Source organism: Neptuniibacter sp. QD29_5, assembly GCF_047778125.1.
Lineage (GTDB): Bacteria > Pseudomonadota > Gammaproteobacteria > Pseudomonadales > Balneatricaceae > Neptuniibacter.
Genome location: NZ_CP180556.1, coordinates 2020414 through 2041666, shown reverse-complemented (window position 1 = coordinate 2041666; position 21253 = coordinate 2020414). Strand labels below are relative to the sequence as shown.

Sequence of the window (21253 nt, the reverse complement as noted above, 5' to 3'; positions counted from 1 at the left end):
AACCGAGACAGTTAACAGGAACAGTAAATTATGCGCAGTCATTATTGCGGCGATCTCAGAAAAGAGCATATCGGCGAAGACATCACCCTTTGTGGTTGGGTTCATCGTCGTCGTGACCACGGTGGTGTTATCTTCCTAGACGTGCGTGACCGTGAAGGTCTAGCACAGGTTGTATTTGATCCAGATCGTGAAGAGAGCTTCGCGCTAGCAGATAGCTGCCGTAATGAATTCGTAGTTGAGATCAAAGGTACTGTTCGTGGTCGCCCAGAAGGTACGATTAATCCTGAAATGCCAACAGGAGAGATCGAAGTTTTAGGTAAAGAGCTTGTTATCCTAAACAAATCTGAAACGCCTCCATTCCAGTTGGATGAACACCAGAATGTTGGTGAAGATGTTCGTCTACGTAATCGTTACATCGATCTACGTCGTCCAGAGATGCAGGAAAAACTACGTTTCCGTTCTAAAGTATCCAATGCGATTCGTAACTACCTAGATGACAACGGTTTCCTCGACATCGAAACACCGATTCTAAACCGTGCTACACCTGAAGGTGCGCGTGACTATCTAGTTCCAAGCCGTGTTCACGATGGTCAGTTCTTCGCACTGCCGCAGTCTCCACAGCTATTTAAGCAGCTATTAATGGTCTCTGGTTTCGATCGTTACTACCAGATTGCTAAATGTTTCCGTGATGAAGATTTGCGTGCTGACCGTCAGCCTGAATTTACTCAGATCGATATCGAAACTTCGTTCATGGACGAAGAAGGTATCATGGGTTTGACTGAAACTATGATCCGTAAGTTGTTCCTAGAGCTTAAAGGTGTAGATCTGGGTGATTTCCCACGCATGCCTTACTCAGAAGCAATGCAGCGTTACGGTTCTGATAAGCCTGATCTTCGTTACCCAATGGAATTGGTTGATGTTGCTGACCTAATGGCGGATATCGAATTTAAAGTATTCGCAGGCCCAGCAAACGATCCTAAGTGCCGCGTGACTGCACTTAAAGTACCTGGTGGCGCTAAGCTGACTCGTAAGAATATCGATGATTACACGAAGTACGTAAGCATCTATGGTGCTAAAGGTCTTGCTTGGATTAAAGTCAACGAAATCGAAAACGGTGTTAACGGCCTACAGTCTCCAATCATCAAGTTCCTAGGTGATGAGGTGACTATGTCGATCATGGATCGTCTAGGTGTTGAAAACGGTGATATCGTATTCTTCGGTGCTGACAAAGCTAAGGTTGTTTCTGAAGCGCTTGGTGCTCTACGTATCAAAGTGGGTGAAGATCTTGAGATGGCTCAGTGTGAATGGGCGCCTCTATGGGTTGTTGATTTCCCAATGTTTGAAGAAACAGATGGTGGGCTAACAGCACTTCACCACCCATTCACTGCACCAAGCTGTTCACCAGAAGAGCTAAAGGCTAACCCGCTAGAAGCGCTATCTCGTGCATACGACATGGTTCTTAACGGTTGTGAGCTTGGTGGTGGTTCTGTTCGTATCCACGATCAGGCAATGCAAGCAACAGTACTAGAGATTTTGGGTATCTCTGATGAAGAAGCTGATGATAAGTTTGGCTTCCTTCTAAACGCACTACAGTACGGTGCGCCTCCACACGGCGGTTTGGCATTCGGTTTAGATCGTTTGATCATGCTGATGACAGGCACTGACTCTATCCGTGAAGTAATTGCTTTCCCTAAAACGCAAAGTGCATCTTGTATGATGACTGAAGCGCCGGGTGAAGTAAGTGCTGCACAGCTACGTGAATTGAACATTAAGCTGCGTAAAACGCCTTAATAACATCACGTTGTCCTAGCTCAGGCTAGGAACTGTTTAAAAACAAAAAAGCTGCCTTCGGGCGGCTTTTTTTGTATATATTGGATAAAAATAATATTGAATAGGGAGTAGGCGCTATGGCAGGTCATTCCAAATGGGCGAATATCAAACACCGTAAAGCTGCGCAGGATGCGAAACGCGGTAAAATCTTTACTAAGCTAATTCGAGAACTAGTGGTTGCAGCAAAAGAGGGCGGTTGTAACCCCGAGGACAATCCACGACTTCGTGCAGCGGTTGATAAAGCGCTCGGCGCTAATATGAAACGCGACACCATCGATAAAGCCATCCTGCGTGGCGCAGGTGGTGGAGAAGGTGAGCACTATGACGAGTTAACTTATGAAGGTTACGGCTCTAATGGAGTGGCTATTCTTGTTGAGTGTATGACCGATAACGTCAATCGAACCGTAGCGGCTGTGCGGGCAGCATTTAATAAGTACAACGGCAATCTTGGCACGAGTGGTTCCGTTGCCTATCTGTTCGATAAAAAAGGCCAGATCACATTTGCAGAAATAGATGAAGAAACCATTATGGATGCAGCTTTAGAAGTTGGTGCAGATGATGTCGTGGCAAATGAAGACGGTTCTATAGATGTTTTCACTGACTGTCATGATTTCTTAGATGTAAAGCAGGGGCTACTAAATGCGGGCTTGGAGCCGGTGCATGCTGAAGTGGCAATGATTCCGTCTACAACTGTTGAGCTTGATGTCGATACGGCTCGAAAAGTGATGAAGCTAATTGATGTTCTAGATGATCTGGATGACTCGCAGAATGTTTACCACAATGCGATTATTCCTGAAGAGGCGATGGAATTGAGTAGTTAGGGTGTTTTATTAAATTAAGCCGAGATCTATCAGAAATGAGTCTCGGCTTTTTTGTTAGTCGCTTTTCTTGAAGGTGATTATTTGAAAACTTCTTTTAGCAGGTCAGTTGTACGTGCTGCAGGGTTTTCACGAATCTTCTTCTCTTCGGCAGCAAGCATTGTGAACAAGCCGTTTAGCGCTTCTTCAGTTACATAGTTATCTAAATCTACGTTAACTTTATCGCCAATAAACGGAATATCTTTCGCTTCACCTGCAAGGTCATTGTAGTAACGAGTCGCACCAACCTGACTTAGAGACTCTTTTACGCTTGGCTGGAACAACTGGCGCAACTTGTCGCTGGTCTTCTCTTTGAAGTATTGAGTCGCTGCGTCGTCAGAGCCTTGGTAGATCTTTTTAGCATCTTCAAAACTCATATCTTTTACAGCACCGACAATCAGATCGGTTGCTTGAGGAGCTGCTTTCTCCGCAGCGCGGTTCATGCTTTCTTCAAACTGATCAACTTGTTTTTCTAGGCCATATTTGCGAAGAAGGGATGCGATTTTATTGATACCATCTGGCAGTGGTATACGGATGTTTTGGTTATTCAAATAGCCGCCTTGTTGACTGATCTCTTCGATTGCACGCTTGCTGCCTACTTCGAGTGCCTCTTTAAGGCCTTTGATTAGTGTTTCCGTGTCTAGATTAGTCACTTCGCTACTGCTTGTGTTGCCTGTTGCGGTGTCTAGCACTTTCTTTTGCAACTCTTCATCTTGAACTGCTTCTTTCAGAGCATCTGCCCAACCAGCATGGGCAGAAATGGAAGCCATTGATGCCGTTAGAATAGAGGCGATCAGATATGATTTTTTCATGAGTAAAAGTTCCCTTTGTGCTATTGGCACTAGCATAGCAAAGAACTACGAACAGAGCCTTAATATGCTCAGTTATCTAGTCTGTACAAACCGTAAACTATTGGGCTACAAAAAAGTGTTTTTTGTGATGAACTACTAAGCTAGTATCGGTAGGGTGAGTGCCCGTAATTTAGAGGTGGGTATTTGAGTTAAGGATTTACTGTTTGAGGAAAGGATATAGGTGTCTCGGTCTTATCAGGACTTATATGGTTTTTTATCCGCCAGCAGGAGGTTATTCGATTTCCTCCTGTGTAATCTTCTTTTGATTTTTTTACTCCCCGTCCAAGCCAGCCAAAGTATTGAAAACTCATTTGCTGTAGAGCCGTTTAATACCCGATATCTGCAAGAAACTGAACGGACCGTACTCCATCCAAATCAAGCATTAAAGGATGTTCGCTCCAAAGGAGCGCGCTCTCAATCTGATATCTTAAATTTCGGTTTAGGTGCGCCTCCCGTTTGGGTTCATTTCGAGGTAAGTAATTACAGTGAAACTAAGCAGCTTCGGTATATTCAGCTAGAGAACACATGGTTAGACCATGTCCATCTATACATTTTTAAAGATGGTCAAATGTTGCAAAAAGAGATTGCGGGAGACGCAATCCTGTTTGAAAAGAACCGAACCAGCCGATTTTTTTCCTTCCCATATAATTTCCAGCCAGGCGATACCTCTGTTTTGATTAGGATCGAAACACCAGAGCCGCAACTGTTGCCTTTGTTCGTGCTAACAGAACAAGATATGCTGGATCGAAAGATCAAATCAGGCTATGAGTATGGGATCATTTACGGCTTTTTAACCGCATTGCTAATTTATAATGTATTACTGTATTTCAGCCTACGAAGCCGAAGATACCTATTCTATTCTCTCTACTTAGCCTCTTTTATCATCTTAAATATGGCCTATACAGGTCATGCTTTGAAATGGATATGGCCAAATTGGCCGGAATTCCAGAATCAGATAATCCCACCGATGATGATGCTGTTTGCTTATTTGGGGATATTATTTTGTCGGGAGTTTCTCTCGTTACCCGAACGGTTTCCACGGATAAATACCAGTTTCAATCTCCTAAGCGCTTTCATGCTTTGCTCGGTGATTTGGTATGTGTTGTCAGGAAATTACCTAGCTATGCTTGTGACTGCTTTTATAAGTGTTATTCCATTTGCTCTATTGATGATTAGTGCTGGTGTAGTTGCCTGTTATGAAGGAGTGAAGGAGGCAAAATACTTTTTAGGAGCTGCGATTTTCGCAATGATCAGCGCAATTGTTACAGCGTTTACTGTGTCTGGGATAGTCGAGTACCAGCCATTTGGTTTTCATGCTGTTGAGTACGGCATTTTGATTGAGGCAGTGTTGTTTGCTTTAGCACTTGCTTACCAATTCCGTATTAGCCAAGCGGAAAAAATAGAGGCCCAACGTTTAGCAGATCGGGACCAGCTAACAGGCTTATATAACCGTCGTGGATTTCAGAAAGTCATTGAGCCTATTTACAGTAATGCTACGCGTAATAACCGCAATATCTGTGTGATGTTGATGGATATTGATCGCTTTAAAGATATAAATGACAACTTCGGTCATAGTTTTGGGGATCTGGTTTTATTGGATCTATCAGGTTTATTAATGCGAGAGCTTCGAGCGGGCGATATTATCGCACGCTGGGGTGGGGAAGAGTTTATTTTGGTGCTTCCTGAAACCCAGCATGATGAAGCGATCACGTTGGCTGAACGTTTGATTGGTGTTGTCTCTAATCAGGTGGTTCAGCAGCAACAGACAGAAGTTCAATATACAGTGAGTATTGGGATCAGCGAAATGAAAGACCCAATAGATAGTATTTCGACGCTGATAGATAACGCTGACCATTACCTCTATAAAGCAAAAGCTGCTGGTCGAAATCGTGTTGCTTATCAAGTGGATCAAAATTGTGAATTGGATAGTTAATTAATACCCCTAAGAGAATGGTATGAAAACAATTGGCTTACTGGGTGGAATGAGCTGGGAGAGCACGCAGGGATATTATCGCTCGATTAACGAGGGTATTAAGTCGCGTTTAGGTGGTCTGCATTCTGCTCAGATATCGATGTATAGCGTTGATTTCGATCCTATTGAAAAACTACAGCATCAAGGTGATTGGGCAGGAACTGCAGCGATCTTGTCGCAAGCAGCTAAAAACATTCAGGCGGCAGGTGCGGACTTTCTCCTTATTTGTACTAACACTATGCACAAGGTAGCCCCTCAGATTGAAGCGGCGATCGATATTCCTCTGCTACATATTGCTGATGCTACGGCTAAGGAGTTGATTAAACAAAATATCAAAAAGGTGGGCTTATTAGGCACTGCGTTTACTATGGAACAGGGTTTCTATAAGGACCGATTAACAGATAAGTTTGGTCTATCGGTTGTAGTCCCGAATGAAGCTGATCGAGCGGTTGTTCACGAGGTTATCTATCAAGAACTGTGCTTAGGTAAGATCAATCCAAATTCAAAATCCGAGTACTTGAGGATCATCAGAACACTGGCAGATCAGGGTGCAAAAGCTGTGATCTTAGGCTGTACCGAAATTGGTATGCTGGTGAAACAGAGTGATACAGATGTTCTGTTGATTGATACTACGGAGATCCATGCGCAAGCGGCAGTGGATTTTGCGCTGACTTTATAGTTGCTAGAAATTAAGGTTTAGCTAATTAAGAAAACTACTTAACTGTACCCTCTGTACCTATCTCATTTCTTCTCATTGTCCTCTCTTTAAGGCCGATAGGGTTTCTTACACTATTTTTTTACCTCTGGGTGCCGCGGCAGGGAGGCCTTATGAAAATCTCCAGCTCGATGATTGGTTTTAATAGCCAGCACGAAAAACAGATTATCGATTCAGCTCAACAACAAAGCGCTGCGGTCAGTCAGCAAGTGACGCTGTCACCAGAAGCGGCTTCTAACTGGCGAGCGGGGACGAGCGTTGATCTATCCTATGATGCACGTATGCATTCCGAAAAAGCTGCCAGTGTTAATAGCGTCAGCAGTGTGCAATCAGCGCAAGGTACCAAGCAAATTCAACAAACACACAATGTAAGCTCTCTCGTTGAAACTGTTCTGCATGAGGGGGTGCAACTGGAGCGTTTAGCGATTAATCCACCAATTCCTGTGCAGAATATCCAGCTTGCTTCTTTAGAGACGTTTCAGGAGATAGAAGCCCTTAGCGCTCAAGATATACAAGCTATTAGTGCCGAAGAGTTACAAGCGCGAGCGAGCTTTGAACAGCTGGATATCAATATATCTGATATCACCTTGAATGTAGGTAGACAGGTCGCTGATGAGGTCCGTGTCCAGATAGCAAACCAGCGAGTGTATACCGAAGAGGAAAAACTCTCGGTAGGCACTCAAGGTGTCATTACCACTGAAGATGGTCGAGAGATCAACTTCCTGTTAGAACTAGAAATGGAACGTAGCTTTGTTTTGGAAGAGCGCTTTAGTGAAGAGCGAGTCGACCGGAGTCTGATCGATCCGTTGGTAATCAATCTCCATGGTGGTGCCGCTGGTTTAACCAATAGCAGTTTCAGTTTTGACCTTAATGCTGATGGCACTGAAGAAGAGATCTCTTTTGTTGCTCAGGGTAGTGGGTTCTTGGCCTTAGATATCAACAATGATGGCCAAATTAATGATGGTTCCGAGTTGTTTGGTACACAGGGGCAAGATGGTTTCTCTGATCTGGCTAAGTATGACTCGGATAATAATCATTGGATTGATGAAAACGATGAAATTTTCAGCAAGCTAAAAGTTTGGACCCGTGATGAAGAGGGTAATGATCAGCTAACCAGTCTGAAAGATGCTGGTGTTGGTGCGATCTATCTGGGCTCAACATCATCTTCGTTTGATCTGACCGATGATCAGAACAACCTGTTAGGCCAAGTAAAACGCAGCGGCGTATTCTTATTTGAAGATGGTACAGTCTCCAGTATTCAAGAGTTGGATATCGCAGTACATGAGGAGAATGTCGCCACAGCTGGTGGATTGGCTGAGCAGTACCAAAATGCCATTGATCGTTTTGGGCAGGAGCAGACCGTAATTAGGGATCAGGAGGTGTTTGAAGAGCGTCCTACATTTTTAGATCTGCTGTTTGCCCAAGACCAAGCGGAAGCCGAGTTAGCTGAGCGAAGAGGTGAAAGTGAAACACGCCAGAGTGTTCGTGCTGAAAGCACAATAGAGCAGCGAGAAACGAGCCAGAGCCGAGAAGTAACACAAACCGACGGTGAAACAGAGCAAGAGGAAGCCAGAATCTATGTGGAACATGAACGGCTTTCTGTTTTGCAAGATCTTCGAGAAAGAGCAGAGATTCAAATCGCGGATGAACAGGATAAGTACGATTACCTTAAGTCCATTATAGAAACGCTAAAACAAGTGCATGCGAAACAAGCTAATGAGGTTTAATGCTTAGTGGCGGGACGCTAGATAAGCACCCGCTGCAACCATAACGGATCCCGCGCTCCTGTTAAGCCGTTTAACACCTGCCTCTGATTGGAAAAAACGCCGTGATTTGGCTGCAAAAATGGCAATCATCATCAAGCCAAACATCAGGGCGATCAGCGTTAGTACGGAAGCCAAGACAATATCAGCACTGGTTAATGCGCTAAGGTCCATAAACGCGGGTAGAAATGCGATATAAAACAAGATCACTTTTGGGTTTGATGCCGAGATTAAAAAGCCCTGTAGGAAACTGACAGCTGTCCCTTTTCGCGAGAGTTGTTCGGATGGCTCATCTAGATTCAACGGTGCAGTCCACATCTTCCAACCGAGATAGACCAGATAAACCGCACCGATAATGCGGATGATGGTGAACAGTTCGCTCCATTGGGTAGCGATGGCTGCAAGGCCAAAACATGCCGCAATCAGATACAGAATATCGCTGATGGTCATTCCAAGTGCTAAAGGGATACATGAGCTTGCGCTACTGGTTAAAGCGCGGGCCAGAATCGCAAACACGCCTGGGCCGGGTGTTACGCCGAACACCAGTACAGCAAAGAAAAAAGAAAGCGCGCTTTCCCAAGTCATCGATCGCTTCCAAGACCACAGTTAGAATGATGTTTTCGTATTAGCCGTTCAATATGTAATTGATCAGTTTAAAAGGCAAGTGAAAGATTTGGGAAGCCGTTAGTTCCTATAGGCTGTAGATGTCTGGATGTCTGCGGGAGTATAGAGATTTAGAACTGTTTTTTTGTGGCTCTGTTTTTCGAGTACCTTCTAAAACTTCTAGATAAAGTCAAAACTAGTTGTCTTCACAGCAATTCTCTCGTTTAGTAATGTGGTGATGTTAAATGGGTGTGGCTATTGTAGGGGAAAAGGTTTCTGCAATATGACAATGCAGGCATATAATTTAAGATCTGTATTAATCGATCAGTCAGCTGTGTAAAGGCCGTGTTAAAATCACCTAATTTCAGACCTGTAGTGCAAGAGGAAGTAACGGGCTGTGGTATTGCCTCGGTGGCTAATATCGTCGGAAAAAGTTATTCAGAGATGAAGCAGATCGCGAATGCGATGGGGATCTTTGCAGATGATAAATCACTCTGGTCTCAAACTGATTATGTTCGTCAACTACTGGCTAGTCAGAATATCTCTGTATCTAGCAAGGAGACCCCGTTTCAATCTTGGAAAGCACTACCAGATCTAGCTCTACTTGCGATTAAACATTATCAGGAAGAGGGTAAAGACTTTTGGCATTGGGTTGTATTCAAGCACATGGATGGCAAACCTTATGTATTAGATTCAGCCAGTTATTTGGATGCTAACCTAAGAACCGATTTCGACCAGATGCAGCCGAAGTGGTACATCGAGGTCGAGAGGGTAAAGGCATAATTCTTAAATACAGATACGCTATGTTCTGCTTGCTTTATTTGCTGAATTGTTAACTCAATTGCATATTCAGGAAGCGGTCCAAATTATCCATAAGGTATTGATTAATTTTGGATTTGTTTTGGGCAAGATAATCATCAAACTGTTCTGGTTGTTCATTTAGTTTTTGTTGTTTAACGCTGTATTGCTCTAATGCCAACTGATTATCTTTCCAGAATTTTTGAATTGCTTGTTCTTGAGGGTGTATTGAACCATCTTCTAGCTGTGCTAGAGGTTTACGTTCAAGGTGATTGTCTACCATATCTTGCAAGCTGTATGCACTTAATCCCGCGCTCTTACTAAAAAGATTTGAAAACTGAGCGTACAGATCTGTAGTCAAAATTTTCATTTCAGTATACGTCTGCCTAAGATCATTCTGTAAAAACTCTTTTCCAGCATATTCGAGTAAATTATCTTTGAACCCAAAAGATGTGTAATCAATCTGTGCGTTATTTAAAGCCACATTTTCAAGGCTTTTTAGTAATGAGGAACCTTTGTCTGATTCAGAAAGAGATACAGTGTTTGGTGCGGAGGTACTTTCTTCTATCTGAATGTTAAGGCTTCGAGCTTGGTAGTCTTTTTCTGGACCTGTAGAGTCCATATTTACCCAGCCATTTTTCAGCCGATCTACAATTTGAAACACTTCATCGCTGATTGGCTCATCTTGTTGTTGAAGCCAGTTGTCGAGATCCTTAGGGAAGTTTTTTAAGTCAGTCAGGCTATTATCTAGTTGGTTCAAATTTACCGCCTGATCCCGCCAAAATTGTTCGATTGTATCAAGGTCCGATTCGCTCAAGTGATTCAAGCCTTCAGATAAAGATTTTCCTGCCTGAGCGTTATCTAAGACCTGATGAAAACTAATCTTATCTATGTTTAATTCATTGAATTCTGTAGCCATGGATGTAACTTGGGTGAGGTATTGGCTAGCAATATCCTGTCTTTCAGAAATCATCTGTTTGTGGTACTGAGCAGCTTGTGTTGCAGCAGAGCTGCCTTCCTGCTGATAAGCTTGCCATTGAGCATGGCTTCTCTTGCTCCAGAAGCTAATAGAGCCTGATTGAGCGCCAAAGCCAATCAAACTGTCTTCACCAATAAGGCCTTCTTTTACCAAATCGTTAGCTTCTGCTGCGAAATCTGTAGCAGCTGTTTTAATTTGATTGTTAGTGTTTAAAAAAGATGATCCATAGGAAGCGGAATATGAATTAATACTAGACATCTAAGGTTCCTTAGCCATTATCTAAATGTATCTCCTTTACATGTTAAGCATGAATCGTACCAGAAATTGATAGGCCGTAATTATAGGGGTTAAGCAGGATTTTTTGATTGGAGAGGAAATGGTCTTCCGCTAGTATGCGGAAATTTTTTACCGCTATGTTACTGAATGGAGGTCTATATTGTTGCTGGAGCAAGCTTGTCGGTGAATATCTTTGGCATATGAAAATCGATTGTTCTTTACAGAGTAGGTGAGAATCACCAGCTTTATTTTGCTTCTCCTTCAATCTTTTTTGTCTATACTGCTCTAGCAGCTTTGGTAAAAATCTTATAAATTTCAGTGCATAACGCTCTCAGGCAACGATAAGAATAAGGAAACGAAGTATGTCACGAGAAAAATTTCGATTGGTAACCCGTAGTGACTTTGATGGTTTAGTATGTGCGGTTTTGCTTAAACATTTAGATCTGATTGATGATATTAAATTTGTGCATCCCAAGGATATGCAGGATGGCACAGTCGAAATAACGTCTAACGATATCACAACAAACCTTCCGTATGTCGAAGCTGCTCATCTGGTATTTGATCACCATCTATCTGAGACCATTCGAAATAAAGGTGAAAGAGAAAATCATATTATTGATCCTGAAGCACCATCAGCAGCCAGAGTAGTGTGGCTACATTATGGCGGTATTGATGGTTTTCCTGATGAGTGGACCGATATGATGGAAGCGGTCGATAAAGGCGACTCAGCGCAATATAACCAAGAGGAAGTTCTTAACCCTAAGGGGTGGGAGCTGCTCAATTTTTTGATGGATGCGCGTACCGGTCTTGGACGTTTCCGCGAGTTTAGAATCTCCAACTACAACTTGATGATGGATCTGATCGATTATTGTAAAGATCACAATATCGAAGAGATATTAGCGTTGCCAGATGTAAAAGAAAGGGTTGAGCTCTATTTTGAGCAGGAAGCGAAATTCAAAGAGCAGATCAAACGTTGTGCTACTGTGCATGGTAACCTCGTTATTCTAGATCTGCGCAACGAAGAAACCATTTACGCCGGTAACCGTTTTGTTATTTACGCTTTATTCCCCGAATGTAATATCTCCATTCATGTTTTATGGGGCTTAAAACAGCAAAACACCGTATTTGCTACTGGTAAGTCGATCTTCGATCGTGGCTCTAAAACTAATGTTGGTGAGCTGATGTTGAAATACGGTGGCGGTGGTCACCATGCAGCGGGCACCTGTCAGGTTGAAAATGATGCTGCAGAATCAACCCTAAATGAGTTGATCGGCCAGATTACTCAAGATGGTTAGTAAATTAAATCGTTTCATTTTAAAGCCGAGCTAATTGTTAGCTCGGTTTTTTTATGTGGAGCTGGAGGACCTATCAGCTTTCTTATAACTACAGCTAGGATCGTCAGCAGCATTGGATCTAAACAGATCCATTTAATAGTGAACGCCTTTTTTATAATTGGGTCATATTCATAGCAAGCCGAAGAATAATATTAATAAAGGTGCATTATTATGAATATTAAATTGAATGCGGTTGTTTTTTCATTGATGTTTACGCCTGGTGCGTTGTTGGCCGCTGATTTTGATGCTTATGATTTGCTTTACGGTGTGAATACCTCGGAGAGCATGACTAGTAGCAAAGTTATGGAATCCAAAACGGAAGAAACAAGTATGGAAAGCATTAACCAAGAGATGGAAGAAAACCCAACTGCTGCTGGTGGAAGTATGCAAAGTGATAAAAGTGATTTTGATTGGCTAGAAAATGTAGGTGATTTGTAAGTAAAGCACTAATTAAATAGCTTTGCTGCACGTAAGGTTTTCAGTATTTTGTTCTTATCCTTTGATGTCAGCAGGTTAGTAACCAAAAGATTGTGATAAAAGAGCCGGACTACTTTAGTTCGGCTTTTTTATTGGAGACATTAGGGCATTAGGCCTGGTGGTTAAAGCAAAAAGGGCTGTGATCTACTTAATTGCTATTCAGAAAGAGCTATTTCTGCCATTTTCATTGTGCTGTCAAAGGAATCACAGCCTGCGATAAATAAGCCCTTATGGCAGAACATCGCATCGCTGATACCCGTCTCATCTTGCAATGCTTTACCAGATAATCCAGCCCATGTTTTTGGCAATGATTTTCTATCCTCAAATGAGCCGGGTTTCACCGGTATTGCCTGAATACGCCACTGACCTGTATCAGATGGATAAACGATGTATAAAGCCTCTTTCGATAGAGCGTGTACGGTTCTTTTCCAAGGGGTGTATTGCGCTAATACAATTACGCGAGGGTCTTCAGCATCCTCTATGGCTTTGGCGACGATATCCTTGGCGCTAATACCGCCGTCAGCCGATGCAATAAAGCGGTTTAAAACACGCGATGCAAAATTAACCGCCTCATCAAAGCCCTCATCGAAATGAGTCTCTTCCTGCCAAGTTGGGTTAAACATCGAGATTGTTTGGCTCAGGCTAACCCCTTTAGCAACGCCATCACCATAGCCGCAATCGATCGCATCAATGGCTGAAACCAGATCAGCATCAACCGCATGAGCGACTTCAGCATTGTCTTGGCAGATCTCTAAGCCATATTTCTGCCAGATTAAACCAAGCGAAGAGTAGGGAGTTCCGTTTTCACGCTCGCCTACACCACCACGTTGATGATGATCAAACCGACCTGTATCAGGGGCATGCTCACCACCGACATCAACCACAATGTCAGCCTGATTGATAAGCTCTTCATCACGCGTACGGATCAGCTTAAAAGAAGGAAAAACAGCTCTGAGTACAGCGATACTAAACACATCATCTGCATGAAAATTACCGCTGTGAGTTACTATCGTAATATCAGGCATTTCTATTGCGTCATGTAAAAAGTGGGAAAAGGCGACAGCCCAATCGTATTAATTGGATGCGCGTCTTGGGAGGGCTCATTGTTTAATTTATGGGGCGGGTACGATACGAAGGCTATTAAGAAGAATAGGGCGTTTTCTTCGTATTTTATTAACATTGATAGGTGTAAAAAATGTTAAGGGACACAGAGTAATTGAATCGCACAAGCCCGAACTAAGATGTTCGAGTTTGTGCTTTCTAGCGGCCTTTTGCTGATGTTTACAAGCAATTAGGGCTTAATAAGCCCCAGCTGAATAATGCAGTTCATAACTGTGGCTGTAGATCTCGAGAATATTGCCAAACGGATCTTCCATATAAATCATGCGATAAGGCTTTTCACCTGGGTAGTAATAGCGTGGTTTAGCCATACGCTTTTTTCCGCCAGCTGCAACAATCTTTTCTGCAAGGCCTTCGACATCCGGATCCTGCACGCAGAAGTGGAAGATGCCAGTTTTCCAGTATTCAAAGTTATTTTTAGGGTTCTTCTGATTCTTAAATTGGAATAGTTCAACACCAATCCGATCGCCTGTTGATAGGTGCGCGATTCTAAAAGAGCCCCAATCAGGGCCGAATACATCGGTACACATCTCGCCTATGGTGCTGTCATCTTCAGTTATCTCAGTCGGTTCCATAATCAGATACCAACCAAGGACCTCTGTGTAGAATTTTACTGCGGCTTCAAGGTCAGGTACTGAGATACCAATATGAGAGAAAGTTCGTGGGTAAGCTTGATTCATCATTATGCTCCAAAATGTTTTATTGGAAGCAGTTTATAAAGAGGCTATGCTTATTAAAAATTATCATTTGAAATTAAAATAATAATTTATTGTTATGATTAATCCGCACCATCTCCGAACTTTTATTACCCTTGTTGAAACACAACATTTCACGAAAACGGCTGAGTCATTACATATGACCCAACCGGGGGTTAGCCAGCATATTAAGAAACTAGAGGCTCATCTGAACTGCCAGATCATCAGTCGCTTTGGTAAAAAATTCGAGCTGACGGAAGCGGGGGTGCAGCTATACGAATTCGCGCAAAAACAGTTTCAAGCAGAGGGTGCTTTTTTAGATATATTAAGTGACGTTCAAGCAGAAAAAGGTGAAATCAAACTGGCTTGTTCCGGCTCAATAGTGACAAAGCTTTACTCGGATCTACTACAACTACAAAAGCGTTATCCAGATCTTAGCGTTTGTATGGAAGCAGCTCCAAATCATGAAATAATTAATCAGATAAAAGGCAACAGAGTCGATTTGGGTTTAGTTACCCAGCTGATAAATGATGCTGAGTTAGAACAGCACTTACTTGGATACGATCCATTATGCCTCCTAATACCAAAAGGATTTGAGGCCGATTGGAGAGAATTAATGGAACTAGGCTTTATCAATCATCCTGATGGTCATCATTACGCTGTACAGGTGTTAGAGAGTAATTTCGCCGATCATTTTAGAGGCATGGGGGAAATAAAACACTCGGGTTACATTAACCAGCTAAGCCAAATTTTTCTGCCGGTAGCGGAAGGCATGGGGTTTACCGTTCTACCTGAGTCCTCGATTGTGGGATCTGTATATTATGATGCAATTAAAATCGCAAACTTAGCGCAGGTTGTGAAAGAGCCTGTTTACAGGGTCCAGAAAAAATACCGTCCACTACCTAAGCGTTACAACCTACTTGAAGGTATTCTTCAAAAGCACTTTTCTATGTAAAAGAATTAAGGTTTTAGCCAGCGTTCAAAGATGGCTTGATAGCGGCCATCCTTTTTCATTGCTATTAATCTTGTTTCGAATTCAATAGCTAGTTCTTCCAAATTCGGATAATTTGAATTCTTTATAAATGGCATTGGGTAGCCTTTACTAAAGACTGGCTGGTTATAAGGTATAACTTTTTCAGTGATATCGTTCTGCTTTATCAGGTATAAGCCCACTGATTTGTCTTCAAGGGTAAAAGTTATTCTTTGTTTCTCTACCATTCTAAAGGCCTGAAGAGGAGAAGATACAATGAAAAATTGCTCGTTATAAATCTCTTTATTAATTTTATTGGGGCTATAGCTAGTGCTGCCATCTTTGAAAGGAAAATGCTTCCAGAGCGTTTGGTTATATGAGGCTCCTTTCCATAAACCAATTTTTCCGCCAGAGTCAGACACCTCCTTGTAAGTCCCGTTAGGCGCAACATGTTTATTAGCTTCATGTACAAAAAATACAAACTCAGACCGCCACATATCTGTGCTCGGGTAAAATAGATAAGGTTCACGAGGCTTTTTCCTTGACGCGCTAAATGCAGCCTCCCCCTTTCCTGTTTCTATTTTCTTCCAAACTCGAGCCCAGTTCATATCAATAATTTTATATTTGATACCCATTTCGCGAAAAATAGTATCCGCAATATCAACGCATATTCCTACTACGGCTCCGGTATTGTTCTTAAAGTGAAATGGTGGTCTATCATGAGACAGAATTAATAGGGGCCTCTCTTCTGCCATGAGAGGAGAAATAGAGAGTAAGCAAAATAACATGTAAATCAATGATCTCATGATAATTCTCTCTACTATAAAATATTGGAATTCGGAGTTTAAACAATAGTATAGGTCGAAGTTCTTCGTTTTTGAGTTGTGCCGTAGTATTCATCTAAAAAAGACCGAACCTAAAAGGGTTCGGTTTTTTCTTCGCTAACAACTAGCAACTGATAAGTGGCGCTCTAAACGCCTCTGGCGTTAATCTTCCTCAGGCTCATAACCCAAGTTAGGTGCCAGCTAGTGAAAAGCTTTCAGCCCCTTTTGTTGCTGTTTAGTAATTTTAGTTCGGTGTTTAGTTTCTAGGTACTGGAACATTGGGTCTAGTACATAGAACTAATAGGGCTGTGATCCGTTTAATTACCTATTCAGAAAGCGCTAATGCAGCCATTTTCATGGTGCTCTCGAAGGAGTCGCAGCCTGCGATAAATAAGCCGTTATGGCAGAACATCGCATCGCTGATGCCCGTCTCATCTTGCAGTGCTTTACCGGATAACCCTGCCCATGATTTAGGCAAAGATTTTTTATCCTCAAAAGAACCGGGTTTTACCGGTATTGCCTGAATACGCCACTGACCTGTATCCGATGGATAGACGATATACAAAGCCTCTTTCGAAAGGGCATGTACAGTTCTTTTCCAAGGGGTATATTGCTCTAACACAATTACTCGAGGGTCTTCGGCATTCTCTATGGCTTTAGCTACGATATCTTTGGCGCTAATGCCACCGTCAGCCGATGCAATAAAGCGGTTTAACACACGAGAAGCAAAATCGACCGCTTCATCAAAGCCCTCATCGAAATGAGTCTCTTCCTGCCAAGTCGGATTAAACATAGAGATTGTTTGGCTCAGGCTCACCCCTTTAGCAACGCCATCCCCATATCCGCAATCGATCGCATCAATGGCAGAAACCAAATCAGCATCCACCGCTTGAGCGACTTCAGCATTGCCTTGGCAAATATCAACGCCATATTTCTGCCAAATCAATCCAAATGAGGAGTAGGGAATACCGTTTTCACGCTCACCTGCACCACCACGCTGGTGATGATCAAACCGACCTGTGTCAGGATCATATTCACCACCGACATCAACCACAATATCAGCCTGACGGATAAGCTCTTCATCGCGCGTACGGATCAGCTTAAAAGAAGGAAAAACAGCTCTGAGTGCAGCGATACTAAAAACATCATCTGCATGAAAATTACCGCTGTGCGTTACTATCGTGATATCAGGCATTTCTATGGCGTCATTTAAGTGTGGAAAGAAGGCAGCTAACCAAACCTTAGTGGTTAGGCTCGCAATTGTGACGTGATTTTCATCGTCCAATTTATGCGGCGGATACTATACGAAGGTTACTAAGAAGAATAGGGGCTTCTGTATATAGTGACAGTAGCTATAACTATTGATAGTGGTTAGTGTTTAGCTGGATTTTTGAGACAGGCATACTCCTTTAATGTCTTAATCGAGCTCCTTAAGCGCTGCAATGACTTTCTTACGTTGAGCCGTGACTATATCGAGTTTCTTACTCAGGAGGCTTCTTTCTGTTTCATCTTGTTCATCAGCAATTTTTTCTTTTAGTTGTTTCTTTTTCTTTTTTAACTTTTGCTGGATGTCTTTAAGGCATCTCTTTCGTTCACCCTTTTTCAGCTTCTCATCGTTGAGATATTCTTGGGTGATTTCTAACAGCTTAAGCAGTTTCACAATCTTAACTCCAATTAATCCGTGCTGAGATATTATTTGTTTTCTTCGAGAATTTCGGCAACTTCATCATCGTTAAGTGCCACACTACGCACTGCCTCATTCATATCCAAATTTCCGCTAGCGAATAGGGACTCACCCATCTGGATGAGGTTTTTGGCAACACCATAAGCATAGTTGGCGTCATTCATCATCGATGTTGCCATGACTGCAGTGATTTTTTTGTCGCGAATCAGCCTCTCCATCTCACCGTTTACAGTCACGTCATTTGCTTTCATATCAAGCTTTAGACTATCCAGAGAAAGAATGTTCGAAGAGTCTTCATCATCATTGCGAATATTATCCAGCTCACGCATCAGTTTACCCAGTTGAATACGGAACTTGTTGTATTCTGCTCGGATGTGGCAGTTTGGAGAGAGAATGTACTGTGAAAGGTTCTTGTTCATGTGCTTGGTATCTTTAATTGCTTCCACAATGTCGCGTCCTGCGGCGCGCAGCCTGAACAGCTCATCACTTTGTTCTGGGGTCATATTCGATTGCGCGCTACTGATGAACTTTACGATGTCACTGTAGAGGCCTTTGATACTTTTTTCATACTCGTCGTCAAAATCGATTGGAATCACGTTATTGTCTTGTCTGACGACATCTTCTAGATCTTTACCCGACAAAATATCCTCTCGATGTAAACTCAAGCCGTGGGCGAGGATGGCGAATGCATTGTCATACAATCTCAACGTCTCTTTGCGCACTGCCTCTATCGCTGTGTCTGGTAGCTCTTCAACTGCCTCATTGAGATAGATAGGTTTTTCTCTGGGCTGCACTGTTTCAGGCATAGCTGTAGTCAAAGAGTTGGCCAGTTTGTCGATGAAAGGCATCATCGCAACAACACCGATTGCGTTGAAAATGGTGTGAAATACGGCCAGCTTCAAGGTGTAATCATCTGCGTCAATACCAACCCAAGCACTGAACCCATCTACAAGATTGGCAATCTGGTAGATAAACACAATGGCGATGAGCGCAGTGACCATGTTAAATATCAAGTGGGCTACAGCAAGACGTTTACCCTGCACATTGGCACTTAACGAGCCAATAATGGCCGTGATAGTGGTACCTATATTGGCACCTATCGCCAGAGCTAAAGCGTTTTCATAGGTGATCTGCTGTGCCGCCAGCGCGGTAATTATGATTACCAAGGTTGCATGACTGGACTGCATAATCACAGTTGCGGCGACCCCGATGAGGGTGAAAAGCATAATCCCGGCATAGCCTGAAACTGCAAAAGCTGTCAGGTCAATAGTGTCGCGAAAGGCCTCAAAACCTTCCTTCATATGGTGAATGCCGAGGAATAGGAAACCGAGCCCCGCAAGAATATAGCCGATGCCGTTCATCGTTCTCGATTTCTGGAAAATCAGAATAATTCCGAATACCAGCATTGGCATAGCGTAGGCAGAAATCTTTACCTTCATCCCCAAGCCAGCAATTAACCAAGCACCGGTGGTGGTGCCTAGATTGGCACCAAAAATTATCCCGATTCCGGCGGCTAAGCCAATAAGACCGGCACTTAAGAAAGAGATAGTAATAACCGAAACCAATGAACTGGATTGCATAACAGAGGTGCTGACCACACCAAATGTCAGTGATTTCCATGGACCATCGGTTGTTTTACGGAGTATTCGCTCCAACACTCCGCCAGTGAAGGATTTGAAGCCTTCTTCAAGGGCAAGCATCCCGAAAAGGAAAATAGCAACGCCGGCAGCAATTTCCTTGAAGTTCGGACTGATCCAGAAACCCCAAGCCAAAATCGCAAGCATGGTGAATAAAATTATCTTCCTGAACATTTACCAGAGTTGCCCCTTTCGATTTTTAAAATATAACCAGTCTAAAAGGTAGAATTACAATTAGAATTTAACTTATTGAAAAATAGGCTATCTCTATATTTCTAGCATCATTCCTCGTAATGTGAAGAAAAGAATGGCTGCCATGATGCCTGCCGCAGGGACGGTGATGACCCAGGCTGCAGCGATTTTTAACAATGCCGACCGTTTAACTAACTCTGTACGGTAGATTTTCTTCAGGCTTTTACGCTCTTTCTTGTTCAGTTCAGCAGACGCTTTGTGCTCTTTTAGCTGTTTGAGCAGCAGGCCTTTTTCTTCGATGCTCGCATTCTCGAATGTCTCGATGAATTGCTGGACTTTCTCTTCATCCTCTTCTGGATGATGTGCGTGTATCTCTGCGATTTTCTTCGCATAGTTGGCTTTCAAATACTCACGCAAGAAGCCAACACCGAAAACACCACCAACGGCAATATGGGTTGAAGATACTGGCAGCCCTAGCTGGGAAGCGATGATTACGGTAATCGCTGCTGCCATTGCAATAGAGAAAGCACGCATCTGGTTAAGTTCAGTGATTTCGGAACCCACCGTTTTGATCAGTTTCGGGCCGTATAAGGCTAAGCCGAGCGCAATACCAAGGGCACCAATCATCATTACCCATATTGGAATGCTGGCCTTGGCAGATACTTCACCACTCATAATGGCATCATTTATGGCTGCAAGTGGACCAACAGCATTGGCAACGTCATTCGCACCATGAGCAAAGCTCAACAGTGCTGCGGCAAAGATTAATGGGATTGTGAATAAAGAGTTCACGGAATCTTTAGTGTTTTCAAGTTTATCGGCGGCGGATCTAATCATGGGTTTTACAATTACATAGACAACGACAGCCGCTAAAGCGCCAATTAATGCAGCAGTGGTAAAGTCTAGTTTCCAGATTTTCTTCAGACCTTTCAGGGCCAAGTAAGTAGAGAATGCCCAAGCCATGACAGTAACTAAAATAGGCACCCATTTTTTGGCTGCGGTGATCATGTCGGTCTGATAAGTAATGTTCTTTTTGATCAGCATTAGGAAAGATGCAGCAATTACTCCACCCATTACAGGGGAGATAACCCAGCTGGCGGCAATCATGCCCATTTTGTCCCAGTTGGCGACGGCAACACCACCTGCAGCCATACCGGCACCTAATACGCCACCCACAATGGAGTGGGTAGTCGAAACAGGTGCACCTAATGACGTGGCGATATTAAGCCATATTGCTGCAGAGAGAAGGGCAGCCATCATTAGCCAGATAAACGTATCCGCATCCTGAATTATTTCAGGATTGATGATCCCTTTTTTGATGGTACTAACTACATCACCACCGGCCAGCAATGCCCCCGCAGCTTCGAAAACTGCAGCAATGATAATGGCGCCGGTCAATGATAATGCCTTGGAACCAACGGCTGGACCTACGTTGTTTGCCACATCATTAGCACCGATATTCATCGCCATATAACCACCGATCATGGCAGCAGCAACAAGCATTATTCCGTTTGGAACGTTACCCACTGTCGAGTAACTGTACATAATGACCCCTACAATAAATAGGATTGCGTAGCCCAGCCTGACGATTTCAGGTCTGCCGAAGAGTGTGGCCTGCTCTAGTTTGTCGAGTTGGTTGATATCCACTTCCGTTTTACTCCTCAGGTTTACGCCTTA

General features: G+C 43.1%; 19 protein-coding genes. 9 read left to right on the top strand and 10 right to left on the bottom strand.

The features are described 5' to 3' along the window. The first annotated feature begins 30 nt into the window (after positions 1 to 30). A complete protein-coding gene (gene aspS, locus ACMXYR_RS09535) occupies positions 31 to 1791 on the top strand; it encodes an aspartate--tRNA ligase (protein ID WP_415884257.1) in 1761 nt (586 codons plus the stop codon). A gap of 116 nt (positions 1792 to 1907) precedes the next feature. Continuing rightward, positions 1908 to 2651: a YebC/PmpR family DNA-binding transcriptional regulator gene (locus ACMXYR_RS09530; protein ID WP_415901380.1), complete on the top strand. Its 744-nt coding sequence runs from the start codon at positions 1908 to 1910 to the stop codon at positions 2649 to 2651. A 77-nt stretch (positions 2652 to 2728) separates the two neighbouring features. Here ACMXYR_RS09530 and ACMXYR_RS09525 read toward each other — a convergent pair whose 3' ends face one another. After that, entirely contained in the window at positions 2729 to 3499 is a 771-nt protein-coding gene (locus ACMXYR_RS09525) for a DUF4197 domain-containing protein (protein WP_415901379.1), read from the bottom strand. Between the two features lie 301 nt (positions 3500 to 3800). Here ACMXYR_RS09525 and ACMXYR_RS09520 point away from each other — a divergent pair, with 301 nt between their 5' ends. The 3 genes from ACMXYR_RS09520 to ACMXYR_RS09510 all read left to right on the top strand — a co-directional run bounded on the left by ACMXYR_RS09520 (position 3801) and on the right by ACMXYR_RS09510 (position 7952). Next, complete coding sequence (locus tag ACMXYR_RS09520; protein ID WP_415901378.1) at positions 3801 to 5471, top strand: diguanylate cyclase; 1671 nt, start codon at positions 3801 to 3803, stop codon at positions 5469 to 5471. Positions 5472 to 5493: 22 nt separating this feature from the next. Then, positions 5494 to 6189: an aspartate/glutamate racemase family protein gene (locus tag ACMXYR_RS09515; RefSeq protein WP_415901377.1), complete on the top strand. Its 696-nt coding sequence runs from the start codon at positions 5494 to 5496 to the stop codon at positions 6187 to 6189. A gap of 149 nt (positions 6190 to 6338) precedes the next feature. Next, positions 6339 to 7952: a hypothetical protein gene (locus tag ACMXYR_RS09510; RefSeq protein ID WP_415901376.1), complete on the top strand. Its 1614-nt coding sequence runs from the start codon at positions 6339 to 6341 to the stop codon at positions 7950 to 7952. 3 nt (positions 7953 to 7955) lie between these two features. Here ACMXYR_RS09510 and ACMXYR_RS09505 read toward each other — a convergent pair whose 3' ends face one another. Next, entirely contained in the window at positions 7956 to 8573 is a 618-nt protein-coding gene (locus ACMXYR_RS09505) for a LysE family translocator (protein ID WP_415901375.1), read from the bottom strand. A 429-nt stretch (positions 8574 to 9002) separates the two neighbouring features. Here ACMXYR_RS09505 and ACMXYR_RS09500 point away from each other — a divergent pair, with 429 nt between their 5' ends. Further along, a complete protein-coding gene (locus ACMXYR_RS09500) occupies positions 9003 to 9374 on the top strand; it encodes a hypothetical protein (protein ID WP_415901374.1) in 372 nt (123 codons plus the stop codon). Between the two features lie 49 nt (positions 9375 to 9423). On the opposite strand, the gene ACMXYR_RS09495 is transcribed toward ACMXYR_RS09500, so the two are convergent. Continuing rightward, entirely contained in the window at positions 9424 to 10626 is a 1203-nt protein-coding gene (locus ACMXYR_RS09495) for a hypothetical protein (protein ID WP_415901373.1), read from the bottom strand. Between the two features lie 380 nt (positions 10627 to 11006). Here ACMXYR_RS09495 and ACMXYR_RS09490 point away from each other — a divergent pair, with 380 nt between their 5' ends. Then, positions 11007 to 11939, top strand: a complete 933-nt coding sequence (locus tag ACMXYR_RS09490; protein ID WP_415901372.1) for an exopolyphosphatase — start codon at positions 11007 to 11009, stop codon at positions 11937 to 11939. 210 nt (positions 11940 to 12149) lie between these two features. Then, positions 12150 to 12416: a hypothetical protein gene (locus ACMXYR_RS09485; protein ID WP_415901371.1), complete on the top strand. Its 267-nt coding sequence runs from the start codon at positions 12150 to 12152 to the stop codon at positions 12414 to 12416. Between the two features lie 194 nt (positions 12417 to 12610). Here ACMXYR_RS09485 and ACMXYR_RS09480 read toward each other — a convergent pair whose 3' ends face one another. Together ACMXYR_RS09480 and ACMXYR_RS09475 are read right to left on the bottom strand one after the other, a co-directional pair. Next, entirely contained in the window at positions 12611 to 13480 is an 870-nt protein-coding gene (locus ACMXYR_RS09480) for an MYG1 family protein (protein ID WP_415901370.1), read from the bottom strand. A 273-nt stretch (positions 13481 to 13753) separates the two neighbouring features. Then, complete coding sequence (locus ACMXYR_RS09475) at positions 13754 to 14254, bottom strand: lactoylglutathione lyase family protein (RefSeq protein WP_415903639.1); 501 nt, start codon at positions 14252 to 14254, stop codon at positions 13754 to 13756. Positions 14255 to 14348: 94 nt separating this feature from the next. Between ACMXYR_RS09475 and ACMXYR_RS09470 the strand changes: the two genes are divergently transcribed. Further along, on the top strand, positions 14349 to 15224 hold the full coding sequence (locus tag ACMXYR_RS09470; RefSeq protein WP_415901369.1) for a LysR family transcriptional regulator: 876 nt from the start codon (positions 14349 to 14351) through the stop codon (positions 15222 to 15224). Between the two features lie 5 nt (positions 15225 to 15229). Here the strand turns inward: ACMXYR_RS09470 and ACMXYR_RS09465 are convergent, their stop codons facing one another. From ACMXYR_RS09465 to ACMXYR_RS09445, 5 genes are all read right to left on the bottom strand, one after another. Next, the gene (locus ACMXYR_RS09465) at positions 15230 to 16045 is read right to left on the bottom strand and encodes a substrate-binding periplasmic protein (protein ID WP_415901368.1); all 816 of its coding nucleotides are present in this window, start codon (positions 16043 to 16045) and stop codon (positions 15230 to 15232) included. 343 nt (positions 16046 to 16388) lie between these two features. Continuing rightward, complete coding sequence (locus tag ACMXYR_RS09460) at positions 16389 to 17348, bottom strand: MYG1 family protein (RefSeq protein ID WP_415901367.1); 960 nt, start codon at positions 17346 to 17348, stop codon at positions 16389 to 16391. A 132-nt stretch (positions 17349 to 17480) separates the two neighbouring features. After that, the gene (locus tag ACMXYR_RS09455) at positions 17481 to 17723 is read right to left on the bottom strand and encodes a hypothetical protein (RefSeq protein WP_415901366.1); all 243 of its coding nucleotides are present in this window, start codon (positions 17721 to 17723) and stop codon (positions 17481 to 17483) included. A gap of 32 nt (positions 17724 to 17755) precedes the next feature. Then, on the bottom strand, positions 17756 to 19558 hold the full coding sequence (locus ACMXYR_RS09450; RefSeq protein ID WP_415901365.1) for a Na/Pi cotransporter family protein: 1803 nt from the start codon (positions 19556 to 19558) through the stop codon (positions 17756 to 17758). Positions 19559 to 19651: 93 nt separating this feature from the next. After that, entirely contained in the window at positions 19652 to 21223 is a 1572-nt protein-coding gene (locus ACMXYR_RS09445; RefSeq protein ID WP_415896009.1) for an inorganic phosphate transporter, read from the bottom strand. Positions 21224 to 21253: the final 30 nt, after the last annotated feature.

Excerpts from the sequence above, each read along its gene's own strand:
- ACMXYR_RS09510 (WP_415901376.1), top strand. The coding sequence starts at position 6,339 with ATGAAAATCTCCAGCTCGATGATTGGTTTTAATAGCCAGCACGAAAAA.
- ACMXYR_RS09485 (WP_415901371.1), top strand. The coding sequence starts at position 12,150 with ATGAATATTAAATTGAATGCGGTTGTTTTTTCATTGATGTTTACGCCT.
- ACMXYR_RS09490 (WP_415901372.1), top strand. The coding sequence starts at position 11,007 with ATGTCACGAGAAAAATTTCGATTGGTAACCCGTAGTGACTTTGATGGT.
- ACMXYR_RS09450 (WP_415901365.1), bottom strand. The coding sequence starts at position 19,558 with ATGTTCAGGAAGATAATTTTATTCACCATGCTTGCGATTTTGGCTTGG.
- ACMXYR_RS09505 (WP_415901375.1), bottom strand. The coding sequence starts at position 8,573 with ATGACTTGGGAAAGCGCGCTTTCTTTTTTCTTTGCTGTACTGGTGTTC.
- aspS (WP_415884257.1), top strand. The coding sequence starts at position 31 with ATGCGCAGTCATTATTGCGGCGATCTCAGAAAAGAGCATATCGGCGAA.
- ACMXYR_RS09465 (WP_415901368.1), bottom strand. The coding sequence starts at position 16,045 with ATGAGATCATTGATTTACATGTTATTTTGCTTACTCTCTATTTCTCCT.
- ACMXYR_RS09470 (WP_415901369.1), top strand. The coding sequence starts at position 14,349 with ATGATTAATCCGCACCATCTCCGAACTTTTATTACCCTTGTTGAAACA.
- ACMXYR_RS09495 (WP_415901373.1), bottom strand. The coding sequence starts at position 10,626 with ATGTCTAGTATTAATTCATATTCCGCTTCCTATGGATCATCTTTTTTA.
- ACMXYR_RS09480 (WP_415901370.1), bottom strand. The coding sequence starts at position 13,480 with ATGCCTGATATTACGATAGTAACTCACAGCGGTAATTTTCATGCAGAT.
- ACMXYR_RS09475 (WP_415903639.1), bottom strand. The coding sequence starts at position 14,254 with ATGAATCAAGCTTACCCACGAACTTTCTCTCATATTGGTATCTCAGTA.
- ACMXYR_RS09530 (WP_415901380.1), top strand. The coding sequence starts at position 1,908 with ATGGCAGGTCATTCCAAATGGGCGAATATCAAACACCGTAAAGCTGCG.
- ACMXYR_RS09525 (WP_415901379.1), bottom strand. The coding sequence starts at position 3,499 with ATGAAAAAATCATATCTGATCGCCTCTATTCTAACGGCATCAATGGCT.
- ACMXYR_RS09515 (WP_415901377.1), top strand. The coding sequence starts at position 5,494 with ATGAAAACAATTGGCTTACTGGGTGGAATGAGCTGGGAGAGCACGCAG.